At 44.6% G+C, this 14,916-nt stretch carries 15 protein-coding genes; 9 read left to right on the forward strand and 6 right to left on the reverse strand.

All coding sequences use genetic code 11. The annotated features are described in order from the left end of the window. Positions 1-81: 81 nt before the first annotated feature. Complete coding sequence (locus tag GVT53_RS04250) at positions 82-1,056, reverse strand: zinc-dependent alcohol dehydrogenase family protein (protein ID WP_166247579.1); 975 nt, start codon at positions 1,054-1,056, stop codon at positions 82-84. 53 nt (positions 1,057-1,109) lie between these two features. Further along, positions 1,110-1,415 carry an ArsR/SmtB family transcription factor gene (locus tag GVT53_RS04255; RefSeq protein WP_166247580.1) on the reverse strand — a complete coding sequence of 102 codons (306 nt, stop codon included), beginning with the start codon at positions 1,413-1,415 and terminating at the stop codon, positions 1,110-1,112. Positions 1,416-1,713: 298 nt separating this feature from the next. Here GVT53_RS04255 and GVT53_RS04260 point away from each other — a divergent pair, with 298 nt between their 5' ends. Beyond that, positions 1,714-1,863 carry a hypothetical protein gene (locus GVT53_RS04260; protein ID WP_166247581.1) on the forward strand — a complete coding sequence of 50 codons (150 nt, stop codon included), beginning with the start codon at positions 1,714-1,716 and terminating at the stop codon, positions 1,861-1,863. Positions 1,864-1,901: 38 nt separating this feature from the next. On the opposite strand, the gene GVT53_RS04265 is transcribed toward GVT53_RS04260, so the two are convergent. After that, positions 1,902-2,651 (reverse strand): HAD family hydrolase, encoded by a 750-nt coding sequence (locus tag GVT53_RS04265; RefSeq protein ID WP_166247582.1) that lies wholly within the window; start codon positions 2,649-2,651, stop codon positions 1,902-1,904. 41 nt (positions 2,652-2,692) lie between these two features. Next, complete coding sequence (gene rpiA, locus GVT53_RS04270; RefSeq protein ID WP_166247583.1) at positions 2,693-3,367, reverse strand: ribose-5-phosphate isomerase RpiA; 675 nt, start codon at positions 3,365-3,367, stop codon at positions 2,693-2,695. A 200-nt stretch (positions 3,368-3,567) separates the two neighbouring features. Between rpiA and GVT53_RS04275 the strand changes: the two genes are divergently transcribed. Then, on the forward strand, positions 3,568-4,131 hold the full coding sequence (locus GVT53_RS04275; protein WP_166247584.1) for a Crp/Fnr family transcriptional regulator: 564 nt from the start codon (positions 3,568-3,570) through the stop codon (positions 4,129-4,131). A 179-nt stretch (positions 4,132-4,310) separates the two neighbouring features. Continuing rightward, positions 4,311-4,700, forward strand: coding sequence for a RidA family protein (locus tag GVT53_RS04280; RefSeq protein WP_166250413.1), 390 nt, complete (start codon positions 4,311-4,313; stop codon positions 4,698-4,700). A 174-nt stretch (positions 4,701-4,874) separates the two neighbouring features. Here the strand turns inward: GVT53_RS04280 and GVT53_RS04285 are convergent, their stop codons facing one another. Together GVT53_RS04285 and GVT53_RS04290 are read right to left on the reverse strand one after the other, a co-directional pair. After that, a complete protein-coding gene (locus GVT53_RS04285) occupies positions 4,875-7,004 on the reverse strand; it encodes a sigma 54-interacting transcriptional regulator (RefSeq protein ID WP_166247585.1) in 2,130 nt (709 codons plus the stop codon). Positions 7,005-7,190: 186 nt separating this feature from the next. Beyond that, on the reverse strand, positions 7,191-9,308 hold the full coding sequence (locus tag GVT53_RS04290) for a sigma 54-interacting transcriptional regulator (protein ID WP_166247586.1): 2,118 nt from the start codon (positions 9,306-9,308) through the stop codon (positions 7,191-7,193). 236 nt (positions 9,309-9,544) lie between these two features. Between GVT53_RS04290 and GVT53_RS04295 the strand changes: the two genes are divergently transcribed. The 6 genes from GVT53_RS04295 (at position 9,545) to GVT53_RS04320 (ending at position 14,903) form a co-directional block, all read left to right on the forward strand. Then, positions 9,545-10,201 (forward strand): hydrolase, encoded by a 657-nt coding sequence (locus tag GVT53_RS04295; protein ID WP_166247587.1) that lies wholly within the window; start codon positions 9,545-9,547, stop codon positions 10,199-10,201. 61 nt (positions 10,202-10,262) lie between these two features. Then, positions 10,263-10,622 (forward strand): hypothetical protein, encoded by a 360-nt coding sequence (locus tag GVT53_RS04300; RefSeq protein ID WP_166247588.1) that lies wholly within the window; start codon positions 10,263-10,265, stop codon positions 10,620-10,622. 12 nt (positions 10,623-10,634) lie between these two features. After that, entirely contained in the window at positions 10,635-11,507 is an 873-nt protein-coding gene (locus GVT53_RS04305) for a pirin family protein (protein ID WP_166247589.1), read from the forward strand. 14 nt (positions 11,508-11,521) lie between these two features. After that, positions 11,522-13,330 carry an amidohydrolase gene (locus tag GVT53_RS04310; RefSeq protein WP_166247590.1) on the forward strand — a complete coding sequence of 603 codons (1,809 nt, stop codon included), beginning with the start codon at positions 11,522-11,524 and terminating at the stop codon, positions 13,328-13,330. 53 nt (positions 13,331-13,383) lie between these two features. Next, complete coding sequence (locus GVT53_RS04315; RefSeq protein ID WP_166247591.1) at positions 13,384-14,364, forward strand: TolB-like translocation protein; 981 nt, start codon at positions 13,384-13,386, stop codon at positions 14,362-14,364. 128 nt (positions 14,365-14,492) lie between these two features. After that, positions 14,493-14,903, forward strand: coding sequence for an OsmC family protein (locus tag GVT53_RS04320; RefSeq protein ID WP_166247592.1), 411 nt, complete (start codon positions 14,493-14,495; stop codon positions 14,901-14,903). Positions 14,904-14,916: the final 13 nt, after the last annotated feature.

The raw sequence follows: 14,916 nt of genomic DNA on the forward strand, positions 1-14,916 counted from the left end.
TCGTCCAAAAAGCAACGACCTCCTCCTAAATGAGATGCCTGTAGTGGCTAGAGAAGGTCGTCGTTGGATATTGAAAACTGCTTACATTTCCTTTGTAACCTCAATACCTATTTTTCCATAGAAGTTTTTATCCCCCGTTTTGAATTCCAAAAGGCTGTGGGCCTTACCGATTTCTTCCAAAGGGAACACCTTTTTTAGTACCGGTCTCAGCTTGTTGTTCTCCACCAAACGGGTGAGCTCGTCGAGTTTGTTTCTGTTCTGTCTTGTAAAGACAAAGTGATAGGATGCGTTTTTCCCCCAGGCCTCGATAAGGTTTTGCGGTTGTGCGATATCTACGATGGTGACCACTTGCCCCATCTGTGCGAGGATCTTTCCACTGTCGGATAGGGTATTGCCCCCTATGGTGTCGATTACCACATCGACGCCCTTTCCGGCCGTGAGGTTCAGGATGGTATCGATGTAATTCTCGTTTTCATAGTCGATGACATGGTCCGCGCCGAGTTCCAAGAGGAATTCATGATGTGCCTTTCTGGCCGTTGTAAATACGGTCGCCCCCATGGCCTTTGCTATTTGGATGGTGGGGATGCCCACGCCACCGGCACCGCCGTGTACCAGTATGGACTGGTTGATCTTGAGCTGTGCCCTGGTCACGAGCATTTCCCATGCCGTTCCGGCGGCCAAGGGCAGGGTAGCGGCCTCTAGATGGCTGAGGTTCTTTGGTTTTAGTCCAATGATGGCCTCGTTGGCCACATGGAACTCCACATAGCTTCCCGGCCCGTTAAAGATTTCGGGGGTGTAATAGACCTGGTCACCGACCTTGAAGTTTTCAACGCCCGGACCGACCTCCACAATCTCGCCGGAGACATCGTGGCCTGTGATGACGGGCAATTCCAATTCACTTTTATAGTCCCCGCGGCGTACTTGGTAGTCCAATGGGTTGACCGAGGTGGCGAAGACCTTGACCAGAACCTCCTTGAACCCCGGTTTAGGAGTTGGGATATCGGTGATTTCAAAATTCTCGATAGGGCCGAATTCTTTTAATACTGCTGCTTTCATAGTTATGTAATTATATAATTAGGTAAATACCTAAAAGTTAGACAAAAAAATTTTTATAGTTTATTTTTAATATGTGTTGCTAAATCTTGAATCGTTTTTTCATTTCTTTTATAATAGGTCCACTGTCCCTTTCGTGTTGCGATCAATAGATTCGCGGCCGACATCATTTTTAAATAGTCTGAAACCGTGGGAGTCGACATTCCGGCCTTTTTGGCAATATCGGAAACACATACACCTAGTTCAGGTGTGTCTTGGCTCAATTCTTCTTCCGGAAAATGGGCAAAAGGATTTTTTAACCATTCCAAAATATTCAAACGAGTCTCATTTGATAATGACTTTATAATTTCCAACAATTCCATAGTGCTTTTCTTTTGTGGGTACAAATTTAGGTAATTACCTAAATACCTACATATTTTTTAATAAAACTTTGTGATATACTACTGTTGTAACCAAAGAACAATGGTGGTTGAAGAATTGACCAAAAGAATGAATTGTTGGTTTCCTTACTCAAATGGTAGCGGGACCGACGCTCTTCATTTGGACATAGAATTTTCCAATGCCCTCATAAGAAGAATCCATGGATTTGGAAAAAGGAATCAACCGGATGTGCGACTGATAGGCTATTAAAAAGTTGAACCTTATCAATAAATGAACACTATGGAAGCACCACAGAATCTTCAAGGGACCAATCAGGTCATGCAATACATACCGCAATTGCTCAATGTCCATATATCCAATGGCATCGTCTACAACTATCCAGACCCGATGCTATATTTGGACATGGATTATCATGAACTTTTTGTTTAAAAGGCATAGCAATAAAAAGGACGTGCTATGGGTTCCCACTAGTCCGTCCTTGACTCGAGGTAAGAACAGACGACCGTTTCCAATTGGGTCAGGTCGTCAACGATAAACCTTGGATCAAGGAGTTTGCAATCGTGTACCGATTTCCTTGTGATGGAATTTGTGACCGCAAAAACGGGCATTCCCGCATTTTGTGCGGCCATGATTCCGTTAGGGGAATCCTCAATGACCAGACATTGCTCTGAATTTAGCCCGAAATGCTCCTTGGCCTTTTTGTAAATATCCGGTGCCGGTTTTCCGTTGGCTACATCATCACGCGTCAGGACCAGATCAAATTGATCGTAGATGCCAATGGCCTCAGTGACCTTTTTGGCCTCTGGCAAATGTGACATGGTGGCGAGTACCAAGGTGTAGTTTTCCCTTTTTAGCCTATGGAAGAGCCCAAGGGTGTATGTGCAAAAATGTTTGGACAACAGCTCGGTGTTATCCAGAATCTCCCGGTATAGGGCAAGTCGCTTTTCAATGAGCTTTTCTCCAATGGTTTCCAAATCGTCCGATGACAAATGGGTGCTAAGTTCCTTATAATAGTGTTTTGCGAGGCCTTGGACCACCTCTGTTCTGGACAAGCCAACAAATTGATTGAAGATGTCCGATACCTGTTTTTTATCGACCGCTCCTTGGGTCAGTTCCGAAATGGCCATCGCATAGGAATCGGCTTTTAGGACTTCTGTTTGTATCAATGTGCCATCCAGATCAAATAGCACTGCTTTAATGGATTGTATGGTATTCATTCGATGTTGGAATAGTAGGTTTTTAAGGTTTGGCCCCTCGTTCATTTTTTAAATTCAAAGGTCTGGTTCCCCATGCCCATAATGACCAGATCCGTACTGTTCAGAAACAGACCGGTTTCCACAATGCCCGGCATTGCTTGCAATAGGTTTTCCAGGGCCTCTATATCATCCCAGTTGGAGACATCCAAGTCCAAAATACTGTTTTCTTGGTCTGTTCTGTAAACTTTTCCCTCTTCCATGCGAAGGTTTGAGGCCAGTCCCATATCCTTGAGTTCCTTGATGATTTTTTGTTCTGCAAAGGGAATCACTTCCAAGGGGAGTGGGTAACCTCCCAATCGTTCACTTTTCTTGCTCGAATCCGTAATGATGATGTTCAAGTCGGAGTAATGGGCCAATATCTTTTCCCGTAGGAGTGCCCCGCCGCCCCCTTTGATGAGTTGGAGTTCCTCTGTAAACTCATCCGCACCATCGATGTTGATATCAATCGTGGTCGTTTGGTTGAGCGGTAATAGTGGTATGCCCAATTTGGAGGCCAACTGTTCCGATTTTAGGGAAGAGGCAACGCCATTTATCTGCAGTCCGTCTGCAACCAGCTCTCCCAATAGCATGATCATAAGGGACGAGGTGGATCCAGAGCCCAGGCCGACCACCATGCCATTTTCTATATGTGTTATGGCTTTTTTGGCAGCATTTAATTTTTCGGTTTCCGTCTCCATTGCAATTTATTGATGGTCGAAGTTTGTTCAGAACAAACTTATGCGGATTCTTTTTACTTTTGTCCCATATCAGAAAAAAAATAATGTTAACATATTGTTGACTGAAGTTCCGGGGCATATCGGATGATAGTGACATGAAATTGCTCCCTCTATGCCTTAACAAAGGAAATCCTTCCGGATTATAGTAGCGTATCGATTGTATGAAATTGGAGCTTAGAAGACATATAGAGGAAATCATGCCCTTGTCCATTAAGGACTTCGATTTGATTGCACCCTATTTTGTACCCCAACGGTTTACTAAAGGAGAATTTGTGTTTCGACAGGGAGATAAGGTTCCGTATACCTATTTTGTGGTATCCGGCCTTTTAAAGCTGCTTTATAGTGATGCATCCGGGAAGGAACATATCCTGTCGTTTGCCATGGAGGATTGGTGGGAAACGGATTATTATGCTTTTTACCAAGAGGGTAGGGCGACGATGTCCCTAAGATGTCTTGAGGATACGGAGGTGCTCCACATAAGTTTGGAAGATTACCATAATCTCTGTGGCTCGTTTCCGCGTATGGAACACTTTTTTCTGCAAAAGGCCATATCTGGTCATATTGCCTCCCAGCAACGCATACTGTCGCTGTTGGGTTCCAGTGCCGAAGAGCGGTATGCCATGCTGCTCAAGCGATACCCATCGCTGATACAACGGGTTTCCAAAAGTCAGATGGCCGCCTTTCTAGGGGTATCCAGAGAAACATTGAGCCGGTTTTATTCATAACGGGTTTCAGCCTGCCCGTTTTAGCAATTGTGATATAGGTCACAGGTGCGGCACATGTAGCCTCCGTAATTTTGTATCAGTAATAATTAAAAAAAGAAGGAATGAAGAAAATCATTGTAACAGTCCTTTTTTATAATCTGATAACCGCGATGTATTCGCAAGACAAAAGCATGGAAGTAATGGAAAAACGAACAATTAATCCGTGGACTTGGCAAAAGGAACGAAGTTACCATCAAGCCGTTGAAGTGAAAAACCCGGAAGGCACCTTATATGTCTCCGGGCAAACGGCCATTGATGATGAGGGAATATCGAGCGATGCCGATATGAAGACCCAGTTGGAATTGGCCCTTAAGAATCTTGAAAAAGTGATCGAAGAGGCGGGTTATGACTGCAAGAACATTGTCCGATTGAACATTTATACCACATCCACCGAAGCATTATGGCCCCACTTCAATATCCTACAGGAATGGGTGGAAAAGCAGGGTATGGAACAGGCGTTGACACTATTGGAAGTGGTCAGTCTATTTGAAACCTTGACCGTTGAGCTTGAGGCAACTGTTGTGAAATAGTCTCTCCAAATGGAAGATTGGAAAAGGGAAGCTCATTTCGGGTTTCCCTTTTTGTTCTAAGCAGCGTTGGATTTCAATTTTTGTGGCCCAATACCTTTGTGATTATATCGAATGGGACCTGATCGCATTCTTTGGAAGGATATTTTTTATGGAGCACCAGTAATTATTCAGTCTTCACAAGTTGTTTCTTTGCTTTAGACTGACTACTTTTTCGATGCCCAATCGCTTCATTTTGGCAAAAAGGGTCTTGTCCTTCATCTTTAATATCTTGGCCGCTCCACTGGGACCACTGACCCGCCAATTGGTATGGTCGAGGACTTCGATGATGTAATCTTTTTGAATGGACTCAAAGGATTTAAAGCCTACGCTCGATGCTGGAATATCCTTATGCGGTATCCAATTTCCGGGCTTTAGGGTCGGGCCGTTTTCCACGATGACCGCACGCTCGATCATATTTTCCAATTCCCTGATGTTCCCTGGAAAGTTATAATTTAACAGGGCTTCTATCGTATCCTTTGATACACGATTAAAGACTTTGCCGGCCTTCATTGCATATTTCTCCAAAAAAAACTGTGTCAGCACCGGAATGTCTTCCTTCCGGGCCCGCAAGGGGATATTGTGTATGGGAAATACATTCAGTCGGTAATAGAGATCCTCCCGGAACCTGCCATCACGAATCATTTCCTTCAAATCCCGATTGGTGGCGGCAATGACACGTACATCGACTTTTTTTGTTTTGGTGCTGCCCAACTCATCAAACTCCATTTCCTGTATTACTCGCAGTAGTTTGGGTTGCAGTTCCAAAGGCAATTCACCGATTTCATCGAGGAAGATGGTTCCCCCGTCCGCAAGGGTGAACTTGCCCACCTTGTCGGCAACAGCCCCTGTAAAGGCACCTTTTTTATGCCCGAACAGTTCACTCTCGATGAGGTCCTTGGGAAGGACTGCACAATTGATCTTGATCAGGGGACGTTCTTTTCTTTTACTATTGTTGTGTATGGCCCTTGCCAATAATTCCTTGCCCGTTCCGGATTCACCGGTAATCAATACCGTTGTTTCCGTAGGGGCCACTTGATCGACTTGAACAAGTACACGCTTATAGGCATCACTATGACATATGATGTTTTTGAAATTTATTTTAGTGCCGATTTCCTCCTGCAAATATTCGTTTTCGATCTCCAAGCGCTCTTTCAAGGATTTGATTTCTTCCAAAGCTTCATAAATTTGAAGTTCGTGCATTTTGTTGGTGGTAATGTCCCTCACCACTGAGCAACAGTAATCCTCTCCTTTATAGGTCAAATGACTTGAAGTGATGTCCACAGGGAAAATGGTCCCGTCCTTTCTGTGGATCAACCATTCGAACCGATGCGAGCCTTTGGCCTTTAACATATCAAAATGCGCATTGTAAAATTCATCCGTGACGGCAGGATCTAGATCGAACATGCTCATTTGATCCAGTTCCTCCTTGCTATAGCCCAACGTGGGAATCAAGGATTCGCTATAGTATAATAAATCCCCTTGTTCATTGTATACATAGATCAAATCTTGGGCATTGTTGATCACGGTGCTCAAAAGGCCCAGGTCACTTTCCCTGTTCTTGAATTCTGTCACATCTTGATAGGCGCCAAGAACCTTATAGATTTTATTTCCTTTTAAGATGGGTTTGGCCATGGCCCTGATATAACGGGGAGGGGAATCGTTGGTTTCGAATAGCTCTTCAAAAGCAATTCCTTTGTTGATGACCTGCCCAAGTAAAGACCTGACCTTTTCACTGTCCTTGAATTTATGGATGATCTTGGCAGGGACCAGGTCTTCTGGGTTCTTGGCCTTGAATATTGTCAGGGCACATTGCGTGGCCAAGATGGACCCATCATATAAGTTGAGCTCCCACCCGCCCAAATCCGCCATGGACTGGGTGTCCTCGATCAGATTTTTGTAAAAACCGGTCTCTCCCAGTTCATGTAAGATGGAACATATGTATTTTTTTCCATCATAGGTAAAGCTCTGGGCATTGACCTCGACTTCATAGAATTTCCCTTTTTTGGTCTTGTGGATCGTCGTGAAACGTACATTACGGTTCGTGTGAACCTCCTCCCAATGTTTTCGCCAGCTTTCGGGAGTTACGGTAATGTTGATTTTCGAAATTGATAAGTTTTCGCATTCTTTTTTACTATAGCCCAATGCACTGCGAAACTTGGCATTGGCGTTGATGATGTTGCCCTTTTCATCCAGCCAGCACATTTCATGGGGCAGTTTTTCCATTAACTGCCCTTTGATCAGGGCATCTTGCATCTTGTCTTTCATGTTGGATTCCTATTAACTCAAATTGCTACATTGCTTAGTTTACATCTAATGATTTGGATTTATCATATGTTATGCATCGCAACCGGTCTTTATAGCTGATAGGGGGGCGATACGAAAACACCCATCCATGGTTACGGCTTGCCATTCCGGATCATTCATCAATATGGTAAAGTTTTCGCCAAATAACTACTTGGCCGAAATTTGTTTCTCTATACCGAGTCGTTTCATTTTGGCGAACAAGGTCTTGTCGTTCACGTTTAAAATTTTTGCCGCGCCACTCGGTCCCCCTACGCGCCATTGTGTATGTTCCAATACCCCGATAATATATTCCCTTTGATTGGCTTCCAAGGATTTGAATTCATTGGAAAGCGATAAGTTTTCCTGTTCCGGTAGCCAATTGCCCGGGTTGAGCGTAGTACCGTTTTCGATGATGACGGCACGTTCGATCAGGTTTTCCAATTCACGGATATTGCCCGGAAAGTTGTACGCCATGAGCTTTTCAAGTGTTTGTGGTGCCAAACGCTTAAAGGCCTTTCCTGCTTTTACGGAATATTTTTCCAAAAAGTATTGCGCCAGTATCGGAATGTCCGGTTTTCTTGCCCTTAAGGGGATATTGTGGATAGGGAATACGTTCAAACGATAAAACAGGTCTTCCCTAAAACTGCCTTCCCGAATCATTTCCTTTAAATCCCTGTTCGTTGCGGCAATGATTCGCACATCGACCTTGATGGTCTTGGTACCGCCCAGTTCATCGAATTCACCTTCCTGGATGACCCTGAGTAATTTGGGTTGGAGCTCCAAGGGCAACTCACCGATTTCGTCCAAAAAGATGGTGCCCCCGTCGGCAAGGGTGAACTTGCCCTCCTTATGGGCCGTGGCCCCGGTAAAGGCACCTTTTCTATGCCCGAACAGCTCGCTTTCGATGAGTTCTTTGGCCAAGGTGGCACAATTGACCTTGATCAACGGACGGTTTCCCCTCTTACTATTGCTATGGATGGCACGGGCCAACAATTCCTTTCCGGTGCCCGACTCCCCGGTGATCAATACCGTGGTGTCGGTAGGGGCCACTTGCTCCACTTGTATAAGTACGCTTTTATAGGTCTCACTGCTGCTTATAATGCTTTTGAAATTGATTTTATTGCCGATCTCCTCCTGCAGATATTCATTTTCAATTTCGAGACGTTCTTTCAGGGCCTTTATTTCTTGTAGTGCCTCGTGCAATTCCAGATCGCGCATTTTTTTTGCGGTGATGTCCCTTCCCACGGCACAGTTGTAATCCTGTCCATTAAATCTTAAATGGTTCGCCGTAACATCGATTGGGAACTGCGTGTCATCCGCCCTTGACAACAATCTTTCGAAATTCAGCGAACCTTTGTCGATGATTTCCTGAAAATGGGCGTCCCACCATTCTCGACTGGCCCCGGGATCCAGTTCAAATATTTTTTTTTGGTTCAACATATCATCCTGGCTGTATCCCAAATGTTTCATCAGGGATTTGTTGCAATGAATCACATCCCCTTCTTTATTGAAGACGGCAATAAAGTCACGGGCATTTTCCATAACGGCCTTATGGAAATTTAAGTCACTGTCTTTTTGCTTTATTTCGGTAATATCCTGATAAATGCCAAATACCCTGTATATTTTGTTCCCTTTTAAGATAGGCTTTGCCGCGGCCCTGACATATCTGGGTGGGGAATCATTGGTTTCCAGTATTTCATCAAAGGCAGTCCCATTTCTGATGACTCCTCCCAACAAGGACCTGTAACGACCACTGTCCTTAAACTTATGGATGACCTTTGGGGGAGTGAGTCCCTCCAAGTCCTTGACCTTGAGAATTTCCATAGCACAAGGGGTGGCCATAATGGACCCGTCAAGCAAGGTCAATTCCCATCCACCGATGTTTCCGATTTCATAGGTGTTGTCTATGATCTTTTTGTGAAAGTTGGGCTCTGTAATTTCTTTGGCAATGGCACACAAATAGTTTTTTCCGTTATATGAGAATTTTTGGACGTATACTTCCACATCATAAAATCTACCCTTCTTGGTTTTGTGGACCGTGGTAAAGTTCAGACTTCCTTTTTCCATGACCTCCTTCCAATGGGCTTTCCAACCTTCCGGCGTGAGGGTCGTGTTGATATCCAGAACCGATAATGTGCCGCATTCCCTGCTATTGTAACCAATGGTATTACAAAATTTCTCGTTGGCATAAATAAACTTGGCATCCGGACCCACCCAGACCACTTCGTATGGCAATTGATCCATCAACTTTGCCTTGAGCTGAAACTCATCGAGCACATCCTTCATTTTTCATAGCGTTTGATTTCGGTTAAAGATACTTTAATTTCTAATATAATAGAATAATATGATATTAAGGAGAGTTTATGTTTTTTGAATTATATGTATGTATCTGATTATCAATTGTATATGTAAATGGCACAAAAATAGCCCTAAGATGACAGTATGATTATCCAAATTGAAGCATTTAGGCGGACGAATGGATGGTCAACAAAAAATAACAGGAACTAAAAAATGTAACAATCATGAACAGAACAACAAAAATCGGCCTTGAGGCACTTCTTAGACCTGAGGACAGCATACTCGTATTGATCGACCATCAACCCTATCAAATGGCCAATTTGAACAGCCACGAACCAACGATGATTATCAACAACACCGTAGGCCTGGCCAAAGCGGCGAAAGCCTTCGATGTCCCTACCATTCTTACTACCGTAGTTGAAGAGCGGGGTGGTTATATCTTTAAAAGTATCCTGGATGTATTTCCAGATCAAAAACCTATCAATAGGACTTTTATCAACACCTGGGAGGATCCCAAGGTTACCGACATTGTCAAAGAAAGCGGTCGTAAGCAATTGGTGTTGGCGGGTCTATGGACAGAAGTATGTGTGGCCATGCCCGCTATCCAAGCCATGGGCGAAGGATATGATGTATTCGTGGTTACGGATGCATGTGGTGCAGTCAGCTCGGAAGCACATGATATGGCGGTTCGCCGGATGGTTCAGGCAGGTGTAGTGCCCATCAATTGGTTGGCACTTGCGGCTGAATGGCAACGGGATTGGGCCCGTATGGAAACAGCTGCCAAAATCGCAGAGGTAATTCTGGAGCATGGTGGGGGCAGTGGCATTGCTTTGGCCTGGGAACTTCAACTTTTGGCCACACCGGTGCCCAATGAAAAGTAAAATGCATGACAACCGGTTTTGATATATCGGGACCGGTTGTACATCTATAAAAATCATAATAATGGCAAATACAGTACTGGCCTCCCTTATGGAGGAGAATTTAAATAAGGTTTGGAGCGAACGTAACAAGGCGATTCGGCTGAGTGCCATCCAAGCCCTGTATGGGACTGATAGTGGACTCTTCCATGTGGGACACCGGACCCATGGACATCAGGCTATAAATGATAGTGTGACCGAGGTATTGAAACATATGCCGGAAGAATTTGTCTTTCGTTTGCTCAAACCTGTAGTGATCAACAACAATATAGGAAGGTTGCTTTGGGGAATAGGCCCGAAAGGGGGAGCACCCGTGCAGACGGGGATGGATATCGCCATTTTCCAAAATGACAAAATCCAGGCACTTTATGTGTTTCTGGACTAAACAACTTAAGAAATGAAAAAAGGAACTAGTTTTTCAACCCAGGGTCAAAGGGCCGATATAGGAGACTTGACCATCCATAGGATTTTGCCAAATAGATATGCGGATGCCGTTGGACCCTTTGTTTTTCTGGACCATATCGTCCCAAAGCTCCAACCTGCCGTCATGGATAGCGGAACAGGGGCGCATCCCCATAGGGGCATTGCCACCCTGAGTTATATTATTGATGGGGAGGATGAGCATTTTGACAGCGCTGGAAATTACGCCAAGGTACATTCGGGTGGGGTACAATGGATGAAGGCCGGAAACGGCATCATGCACGATGAGACCTTGAACGTGGATTCGCATACGGATACCAATAGCACCCATGCCTTTCAATTTTGGATCAACCTTCCTTCAAAGGTCAAGGCTGAGCAACCAGCGTATCTGGCCATCCATGCCAATGAGGTACCTCAAAAGGGATTGCCGCACAATGGCGGTTGGATAAAGGTCATCGTAGGTGATTATGAAGACTTACACGCTTCCATCCCCAACTATTCAAAACAGTTCCTATACCATGTCAGATTGGAGCCTGGCAAAGACTTTACCCTTTATGTGGAGAACAAGATGGAAGTGGCCGCTTTTTTGCCCACCAAGAATGTCGTACTCAATGATACCGAATTTAAGGGTGGGGAATTTGTGGAGTTTGATAGGGATGAAGGAGAAATCACCATTGAAAATAAAATTCAAGGACCCATCGATGTGCTACTGTTCGGGGGAGAACCCTATACGGAGCCCATTGTGGCCGAGGGACCTTTTGTGATGAACAGTCGGTCTGAAATCGCTGAAGCGTACCGGGATTTTTATGCCGGGAAATACGGAAAAATAAATTATCAAAAACGAGCTTAAAGCAAAAACAACAAATGATGAGAAAATTAATCGTTCTGGCAACTGCATTTATCCTTAGTGTAAGCATCAGTGCACAATCCACTGAACCCTTGGTGGGGGCAGATATGATCGTGTTCAATGCAAAAATTACGACAGGAAGCCTCACCAAACCCGAAGCTTCGGCATTGGCAGTAAAAAGGGGCAGGATCTATGCCGTGGGCACTGATGCCGAGATACTTGGGTTAAAGGATAACAACACCAAACTTATCGATGCTGGAGAAAAGCGCTTGATACCCGGTATCAATGATGCCCATACCCATATACTGAATGAAAGGAGCTATAACTACAATGTGCGATGGGAAGGTGTTCCTACCTTGGAGCTTGCCTTGGAAATGTTGGGCGAACAGGCCAAGCGGACCCCTGAAGGCCAATGGGTGAAAGTGATCGGGGGATGGTCGCCATACCAGTTCAAGGAAAATCGGTTGCCCACCATCGAGGAAATCAAAAAAGCGGTGCCAAATAGGCCTGCAATTGTACAGTATGCCTACAACCGCGCTTATTTGAACGATTTGGCCATGGAGGCTTTTGGAGTGGGCACGGATAAATTTCCAGGTTCACCGGAGACCGTATTTGAAAAGGACAAAAAGGGCAATTATACCGGTGTGGTGCATTCCTATACATTTACCTTCGCCGCTCTGGAACTCATGGTGCCACAACCTTCGGAGAAGGAGCAACTCAGTTCCATCACCAATGCCATAAACGATATGAACCGGTTCGGGGTCACCACGGCTGTGGATGCGGCCAGTATTTATGGGTATCCCCATGGGCATGCACCCATACAGCAATTGGCCAAGGAGAATCGCCTGAACATCAGAATGCCATTCGTTGACCTTCAGTTCGGTGATACCGACAGCCCCACTTTGGTGGATGCTGAAATTAACGCTGTAACACGAAAATACCCAATAAGCGCAGGGGAAAACCTGCATCCCAACATGGCACACGGTCATGAATATGAAGGCACGGGTGAAATACTCCGATTGGAAATACACGATCACGAGAATTTTGATAGACCTGCGGTGGTCATCGATGAAGCATTGATGCACAAGTATATCAAAGAGGACATTACAAAACTTATTGAAAAGGGAATACCCTTTCGGTTACACATCAGTTACAACGAGAATATCACCACTTTCTTGGATGCCCTGGAAGCGATAAATGAAAAGACACCTTTGGATGGGCTGCGTTGGAGTATTGAACATGCAGAAACCATCACTCCCGAAAATATTGCCAGGGTAAAGCGACTGGGGGGCGGGATAGCCTTGGACATGAAAATGGCCATGCACGGTGATGGGTTTATAAAGACGTATACCGTTGAGAAAGCACTTCAAACCCCTAGATTACGAGCGTTGGTCGATAGTGGTATTCCACTTGCCATTACCACGGATGCCTTTAGGGCCTCCTCCTACAATCCATGGATCGGTATCAGTTGGATGATCACGGGCAAATCGGTTTCAGGTTCGGAGATCCTCGCAAAGGACAACCGTTTGACCAGGGAAGAGGCATTGAAACTTGTCACGGTCGGACCAACTTGGTTTGAAAGCCAAGAAGGCGAGATGGGCAAGATCATTCCAGGGCATTTTGCAGATTTTGCCTTGCTCGATAAAGATTACTTCACCATACCAGAGGAAGCGATAAAAACCATCTCATCCGTATTGACCGTGGTTGATGGCAGGGTGGTCTTTGGCGCAGGTAAGTACAGCGATCTGGCTCCGAAACTGCCCAAAACACTTCCAGAATGGTCCGCTTTCAACCATTTCGGGGGCTATTACAACACGAAGAATTAAAGGAATGCCATAAACTCAGAAACGCCAACACTGATCATAAACATATGAAAAACATGAAAATAAACATACTCCTATTATCGGTAATTCTAATGAATATTGGCTGTGGCACAAAAATAATTGCTCAGGGAAATACCCAAGGAAATCGCATAGGGTTTTTCGATGAAAACAATATGAATCTCTGTGTCCTAAACGTAAACGACGGGAGTGTGCAAACCTTAGTGCATATTGAGGAGTCATCAAGTGGTATGTACCGGAGAACGGTGTGGAGTCCAGATGGTAGCCAATTTGCTTTCACCGGAACAGTGGATGGTGTTAGGGGCACTTATATCGTCGATGCCGATGGCAGTAATAGGGAATTGGTGCTGAGACCAAAAGGAAGATCGGATGAAGGTGTTTTGGATTGGCACGAGGATTTAAAGCTCATTTTTGTATTGAAAAATATAGATGGCAATGCCGAGATATACGCCGTAAAAGATAGTTTGCACCTTACAAATCTTACCAAATCACCTAGTTGGGAGTTTTTTCCAACGGTGTTTCCCGATGGACGTATCGCGTTTGTCTCCAATATCGATGAAAAGGAGGGTGTTAAAAATTCGACCTTCAAGAATGTATATGTGTCAGACCCCGATGGTGCAGGCTTTACATTCTTATTGTCCATGGAGGGAATGGATATGGAAAGCGTTTCGACCACAGGAATATTCCCGGATATTTCACCGGATGGAAAAGTCATGTGCTTTACGTTAAAAGGGGATATCCATATCATGGACACGGATGGCAAAAATAGGAGGAACATTACCAACACGCCCCATTTAACAGAGTTGACACCATCATTTTCCTTGGACGGAAAATCAATTGTGTACAGTGGGGCAAGCAAGCCCGAAACCGACTTTCTCTCTGGTAATCAACCTACCATGAATTTGTTTAAAGTCAATCTTGAAACACTGGAAAAGGAGCAACTCACTTTTGGTGCGCATAATTTTTTTACGCATCCCATATATCAACCATATGAACAACGGTTTGCCGATAGGCAATAATATCCAGTCATCGATTTGGATAAAAGTTGAAATGAATACGAAACAGACAGGAAGATTTATCACACAGTGTACCGTGTATGAATCAGAGATAATGAACAAATGTATTAACAATTAAAATAGTTATAAAAATGAAAAAACATGCAACAGCCGTATGGAACGGCACGATCAAGGAAGGCAAAGGCCATCTGACCTCACAAAGCGGAGCTTTGAAAGCAACTCCTTACACTTTTGTTTCCCGTTTTGAGAATGGAACGGATACGAATCCGGAAGAATTGATGGCCGCAGCACATGCCGGTTGCTTCACCATGAAATTGAGTGCGGACCTCACGGCGGCAGGCTATGACCCCGAGGAACTGAAAACAACATCAACGATTACATTGGATAAAGGGGTCATCACAAAATCTGAATTGGTCCTGACCGCAAGAATTCCTGGAATCGCGGAAGAGGAATTTCAAAAAATCGCAAAATCCGCAGAAGAAACCTGCCCGGTGAGCAATGCGCTCAAATTGGAAATTAGCTTGGATGCAACTTTATCATAATTAAAAACAAGTA

It is taken from the genome of Flagellimonas oceani (assembly GCF_011068285.1).
In the GTDB taxonomy this organism is placed as follows: Bacteria; Bacteroidota; Bacteroidia; order Flavobacteriales; family Flavobacteriaceae; genus Flagellimonas; species Flagellimonas oceani.

Bases quoted from the DNA above. Each gene is read 5' to 3' on its own strand.
- GVT53_RS04250 (WP_166247579.1), bottom strand. From the start codon at position 1,056: ATGAAAGCAGCAGTATTAAAAGAATTCGGCCCTATCGAGAATTTTGAA.
- GVT53_RS04255 (WP_166247580.1), bottom strand. From the start codon at position 1,415: ATGGAATTGTTGGAAATTATAAAGTCATTATCAAATGAGACTCGTTTG.
- GVT53_RS04260 (WP_166247581.1), top strand. From the start codon at position 1,714: ATGGAAGCACCACAGAATCTTCAAGGGACCAATCAGGTCATGCAATAC.
- GVT53_RS04265 (WP_166247582.1), bottom strand. From the start codon at position 2,651: ATGAATACCATACAATCCATTAAAGCAGTGCTATTTGATCTGGATGGC.
- rpiA (WP_166247583.1), bottom strand. From the start codon at position 3,367: ATGGAGACGGAAACCGAAAAATTAAATGCTGCCAAAAAAGCCATAACA.
- GVT53_RS04275 (WP_166247584.1), top strand. From the start codon at position 3,568: ATGAAATTGGAGCTTAGAAGACATATAGAGGAAATCATGCCCTTGTCC.
- GVT53_RS04280 (WP_166250413.1), top strand. From the start codon at position 4,311: ATGGAAAAACGAACAATTAATCCGTGGACTTGGCAAAAGGAACGAAGT.
- GVT53_RS04285 (WP_166247585.1), bottom strand. From the start codon at position 7,004: ATGAAAGACAAGATGCAAGATGCCCTGATCAAAGGGCAGTTAATGGAA.
- GVT53_RS04290 (WP_166247586.1), bottom strand. From the start codon at position 9,308: ATGAAGGATGTGCTCGATGAGTTTCAGCTCAAGGCAAAGTTGATGGAT.
- GVT53_RS04295 (WP_166247587.1), top strand. From the start codon at position 9,545: ATGAACAGAACAACAAAAATCGGCCTTGAGGCACTTCTTAGACCTGAG.
- GVT53_RS04300 (WP_166247588.1), top strand. From the start codon at position 10,263: ATGGCAAATACAGTACTGGCCTCCCTTATGGAGGAGAATTTAAATAAG.
- GVT53_RS04305 (WP_166247589.1), top strand. From the start codon at position 10,635: ATGAAAAAAGGAACTAGTTTTTCAACCCAGGGTCAAAGGGCCGATATA.
- GVT53_RS04310 (WP_166247590.1), top strand. From the start codon at position 11,522: ATGATGAGAAAATTAATCGTTCTGGCAACTGCATTTATCCTTAGTGTA.
- GVT53_RS04315 (WP_166247591.1), top strand. From the start codon at position 13,384: ATGAAAATAAACATACTCCTATTATCGGTAATTCTAATGAATATTGGC.
- GVT53_RS04320 (WP_166247592.1), top strand. From the start codon at position 14,493: ATGAAAAAACATGCAACAGCCGTATGGAACGGCACGATCAAGGAAGGC.